Source organism: uncultured Enterovirga sp. (assembly GCF_964242715.1).
Classification (GTDB): domain Bacteria; phylum Pseudomonadota; class Alphaproteobacteria; order Rhizobiales; family Beijerinckiaceae; genus Enterovirga.
Map to the genome: position 1 here is coordinate 1 of NZ_CAXTAZ010000104.1, position 4543 is coordinate 4543.

Sequence of the window (4543 nt, forward strand, 5' to 3'; positions counted from 1 at the left end):
GGCGAAATCCGACGGGGTCGTGACGACGCTGGATTCGGGTCGGCGACGAACGCTCAAGCCGCAGCGTTCCAGCCGCTGAAAGGTCCGCGTCTCGCATGAAGCTATCTCCGTCGCGGTAAGGGGGACACGGTCGCCATTCGCGGGCGCGTTGACGATGCAGAAGAGGCGTTCCGGGCAGGGCGGGCGGCCGCTGTCGCGGTCCGGCGCGCAGACATAGACCGTCGGGTCGTCGGGCGGCCGGCCCTCCCGGATCGCGTCGAACTCCGCCCGGTAATCGTCCGAGAAGAAGACGGTGTGATGGGACAGCGACGTCCCGGACGCCTCGGCGACCAGCGACCAAGTCAGCGCCGACAGCGAACGCTCCCGCTCCGGCATCGGCGGCGAGGCCTGGGCCACGCCAGGGCCGAAAAGGCCGGCCTCGAAGGCCGCCACGTCCCCGTTCGAGATCACGGCATCCGCCGCTATCGTCTCGCCATCGGCGAGCGTGACCCCCGTTGCGCCGCGGTGGCGATCGGTGAGGATGGTCGCGACCTCCGCCCCGGTCCGGACGACGACGCCCTTGCTCTCGGCCAGCCGGACCAACGCCTCGACGATCCGGTAGAGGCCCCCCGGCACGGTCCAGACGCCCTCGCGTTCGACATGAGCGACCAGCATCAGGGTCGCGGGCGCCAGATAGGGCGAGGACCCGCAATAGGTCGCGTAGCGACCGAAGAGCTGGCGTAGCCGCGGGTCCGCAAAATGCTCTTCCAGGGCGCGCGCCAGCGTCGTGAATGGCGAGATGCCGGCGAGCGCAACCAGGCGGCGCGGACCGACGCGATACAGGAGTTCGGGGAGGCTCGGCCGGGATGACCGGATAAAGGGCTCATCAAGCGTCCGGAAGATCGACCGGGCCCGTTCGCAGAAGGCGACATAACCGCGTGCCTCGTCGGGGCCCGCCAGCGCGCCGATGGCGTCGGCGGATCGCGCCGGGTCCGAGAACAGGTCGAGTTTCACACCTCCGGTCCAGACGTGCCGGGCGAGGATGTCGAGCGGCTCCAGGCGGACCTCATCTGCGAAACACGCGCCCGCATCGGCGAAAATCTCGTCGAAGACGTCCCGCATCGTCAGGACGGTCGGGCCGGAATCGATACGGCAGCCCGCGACCTCGACCTCGCGGAGCTTTCCGCCCGTCGTTTCTGCGCGCTCGCAGACCAAGACCGAAAAACCCGAGGAGGCGAGCCGGACGGCGGCAACAAGGCCGCCGATCCCGCTTCCGATGACCACGACCCGACCCGTCCGCACCCTGCGCCGCTCCCCACGAACCCGTTTGACACCGCCGTGATCAGTGTCCACCATAACTGACAGCTCGAATAGTCCAATCTGTTTTACAATAAGGGAGGCGGCCATGGTGGCGAGGCGGATCGAGGAGGCCTTGACCGGCGCCCTGGCGCTTGCCGAAGCCGGCGCTCCGCCGCGCATCGCTGCGGCTCTCTGGCACGCCGTGTTCCCGGGAGGCGGGCGGCTCAGGCCACGTCTGACCCTGGCGGTCGCGCAGGCCTGCGGCGAGGATCAGCCCGAGGTGACGGAGGGCGCGGCGGTGTCGATCGAGCTCATGCATTGCGCCTCCCTCGTCCATGACGACCTGCCCTGTTTCGACGACGCCGACATGCGCCGCGGACGACCCTCGGTCCACAGGCAATTCGGCCAGCCGCTGGCGGTGCTCTCCGGGGACGCGCTGATCGTTCTGGCCTTCGAAACCCTCGCCAGGGCGACTCTGCACCAGCCGCACCGGCTGGCGCCGCTGATCTGCATCCTGTCGCGCTCGGTCGGCCTGCCGGGCGGCATCGTGGCCGGACAGGCCTGGGAATGCGAGCCCGTGGTCGACCTGTCGGAATATCACCGCGCCAAGACCGGCACGCTGTTTGCCGCCGCGACCGCCGCGGGAGCGGCGGCCGCCGGTGTCGATCCGGAACCCTGGCGCATGCTCGGCGAGCGGCTGGGGGAAGCCTATCAGGTTGCCGACGACATCCGGGACGTCGCCGGCAACCCGTCGGAGATCGGCAAGCCGACCGGCCGCGACGCAGCCCTCGGACGCAAGAGCGCGGTCGGCGAGCTTGGTCTCCCGGGCGCGCTTGCACGGTTCGAGCGCCTCGTCGGCGAAGCCGTCACGTCCATCCCGCCCTGCCGGGGATCGGCGCAGCTGCAGGCCCTGATCGTCGGCGAGAGCCGCCGCTTCGTGCCGATGGACGTGATGCGCCTCGCCGCGTGACGGCGGTCCTGCCGCGAGGATGTGGACCGGACGAGGCTGTTGAGTGTGTCCGAGCGGCTGTATGGCTGGCGTGACCGGCTCCTCGCCTCCGCTGCCTTCCACCGCTGGGCGGCGCGCTTCCCCCTGACCCGGCCGGTCGCCCAGCGCCAGGCGCAGGCGCTGTTCGATCTCTGTGCCGGCGCCGTCTACGCCCAGGTGCTGGTGGCCTGCGTCCAGTTGCGGCTGTTCGAGTTCCTGGCCGAGGGCTCACGATCGGCCGCGGAGGTGGCGGAGCGATGCGGGCTTCCGCCCGACTCGGCGGAGCGGCTGCTCGGTGCGGCGACGGCGCTGAAGCTCGTGCAGCGCCGCGGTTCGGACCGGTTCGGACTTGGGCTCCTCGGGGCCGCCAGCCTGGGCAATCCCGGGATCGCCGCGATGGTGGCGCACGGCGCGGTTCTCTACGGGGATCTCGCTGATCCGGTCGCCCTGCTGCGCCGAGGGCGCGGCGGAACGAGCCTCGCCGCTTTCTGGCCCTATGCGGGCGGAGATTCGTCCCCGGAACCGGATGCCGTCGAGCCCTACACCCGTCTGATGGCGGCGTCCCAGCCTCTGGTCGCCGAACAGATCCTCGACGGCTACCCCTTCGGGCGGCACCGTTCCTTGCTCGATGTCGGCGGCGGCGACGGGACCTTTCTGGCGGCGGTGGCGCGGCGGGCTCCCGACCTGCGGCTCGTGCTGTTCGACCTTCCCGCGGTCGCGGCGCTCGCGCGGTCCCGGTTCGCGCGGGACGGCCTCGGTGGGCGGGCGACGACGGTCGGCGGCAGCTTCCTCGAAGACCCTTTGCCCCCGGGCAGCGACGTCGCGACCCTGATTCGCGTCATCCACGATCACGACGACGAAGCGGCCTCGGCGATCCTCCGAGCCGTCCACGCCGCACTCCCTCCCGGGGGCATTCTGGTCGTCGCCGAACCGATGGGTGGCAGCGCCGGGTCCGAGCGGATGGGGGACGCCTATTTCGCCATCTACCTCACGGCCATGGGGACCGGGCGGGTCAGGACGCCCGCGCAGCTCGAAGCGCTGCTTCGTGGAGCAGGCTTCGCGGCCATCCGATCTGTCAGGACATCGATCCCGCTCATGACCGGCATCATGACAGCCTCACGTGTGTAAATTCAGATTGACACGACAACATGTCAGTCTAGCATGACATGGCGGGATGATGATCGCCTGAGAGGGACGTGCATGGACAGCCAGGCGGTCGTGATGGAAGGTCCAGGACGCCTCGGCGTCGCGTGCCTTCCCCTGACCGACCCCGTTGGTAGCGACATCGTCGTCGACGTCGCCTGGAGCGGCATCTCCACGGGCACAGAGCGCCTCCTTCATACCGGCACCATGCCGGCCTTCCCGGGCATGGGTTACCCTCTGGTGCCGGGCTACGAGTCGGTCGGACGCGTGGTCGATGCCGGGAGCGGGTCCGGACGCCGTCTCGGCGAGACGGTCTTCGTCCCGGGCGCACGGTGTTTCGGTCCCGTCCGGGGCCTCTTCGGCGGCTCCGCCTCCCGCCTGGTCGTCCCCGGGGCTCGGGTGATCCCGATCGATGCCGAAGCGGCGCAGGACGGGGTCCTCCTCGCGCTCGCTGCCACCGCATATCACGCGATCGCGGACGGCCCGCGACAGCCCGACCTGATCGTCGGCCACGGCGTGCTCGGGCGGCTGCTCGCGCGGATCGCGGTCCTGAACGGGGCCGAGCCGACCGTGTGGGAGCGCAATCCTGAGCGCGCACTGGGCGCCGAGGGATACCAGGTCACCCATGCGGACGAGGACCCGCGCCGCGACTACAACACCGTCTACGACGTATCCGGAGATCCCCGGATCCTGGACGCTCTCGTCCTTCGGCTCGCGCCGGGCGGCGAGATCGTTCTCGCCGGCTTCTACGCCGAGCCGCTCAGCTTCGCCTTCGCACCCGCCTTCATGCGCGAGCCCCGCATCCGGGTCGCGGCGCAATGGCGCGAAACGGACCTCGCCGCGGTGCGCGGCCTCGTCGAGTCGGGCCGGCTCTCGCTCGCCGGTCTCGTGACCCACGAAAGCGCGGCCGCCGAGGCGCCCGTCGCCTACCGGACCGCGTTCGACGATCCGGCCTGCCTCAAGATGGTCCTCGATTGGAGCCGCGCATGAACGCGATGACGCAATTCACGGTGGCGAGCCGCCTCCGGGACGAGGCCGCGATCGAGCCCGATCCTGTCGTGACCACGCCTCCCAAGAAGGAGACGCAGATCATCGCGATCTACGGCAAGGGCGGCATCGGCAAGTCCTTCACCC

Annotated in this window: 4 protein-coding genes and 1 pseudogene; 4 read left to right on the plus strand and 1 reads right to left on the minus strand. The window is 70.3% G+C overall.

The genetic code is table 11. The features are described 5' to 3' along the window. A partial coding sequence (locus ACFE87_RS24670) for a phytoene desaturase family protein (RefSeq protein ID WP_375462302.1) occupies positions 1–1281 on the minus strand: 1281 nt, incomplete at its 3' end. A 103-nt stretch (positions 1282–1384) separates the two neighbouring features. On the opposite strand from ACFE87_RS24670, the gene ACFE87_RS24675 reads away from it, so the two are divergent. From ACFE87_RS24675 to ACFE87_RS24690, 4 genes and pseudogenes are all read left to right on the plus strand, one after another. Next, positions 1385–2248 (plus strand): polyprenyl synthetase family protein, encoded by an 864-nt coding sequence (locus ACFE87_RS24675; RefSeq protein WP_375462303.1) that lies wholly within the window; start codon positions 1385–1387, stop codon positions 2246–2248. 39 nt (positions 2249–2287) lie between these two features. After that, on the plus strand, positions 2288–3394 hold the full coding sequence (locus ACFE87_RS24680) for a methyltransferase (protein WP_375462304.1): 1107 nt from the start codon (positions 2288–2290) through the stop codon (positions 3392–3394). A gap of 72 nt (positions 3395–3466) precedes the next feature. Then, positions 3467–4399: a chlorophyll synthesis pathway protein BchC gene (gene bchC / locus ACFE87_RS24685; RefSeq protein WP_375462305.1), complete on the plus strand. Its 933-nt coding sequence runs from the start codon at positions 3467–3469 to the stop codon at positions 4397–4399. Further along, positions 4396–4543: pseudogene (locus ACFE87_RS24690) on the plus strand (chlorophyllide reductase iron protein subunit X); the annotation flags it as partial. The gene bchC and the pseudogene ACFE87_RS24690, both read left to right, overlap by 4 nt.

Bases quoted from the DNA above. Each gene is read 5' to 3' on its own strand.
- ACFE87_RS24675 (WP_375462303.1), top strand. From the start codon at position 1,385: ATGGTGGCGAGGCGGATCGAGGAGGCCTTGACCGGCGCCCTGGCGCTT.
- bchC (WP_375462305.1), top strand. From the start codon at position 3,467: ATGGACAGCCAGGCGGTCGTGATGGAAGGTCCAGGACGCCTCGGCGTC.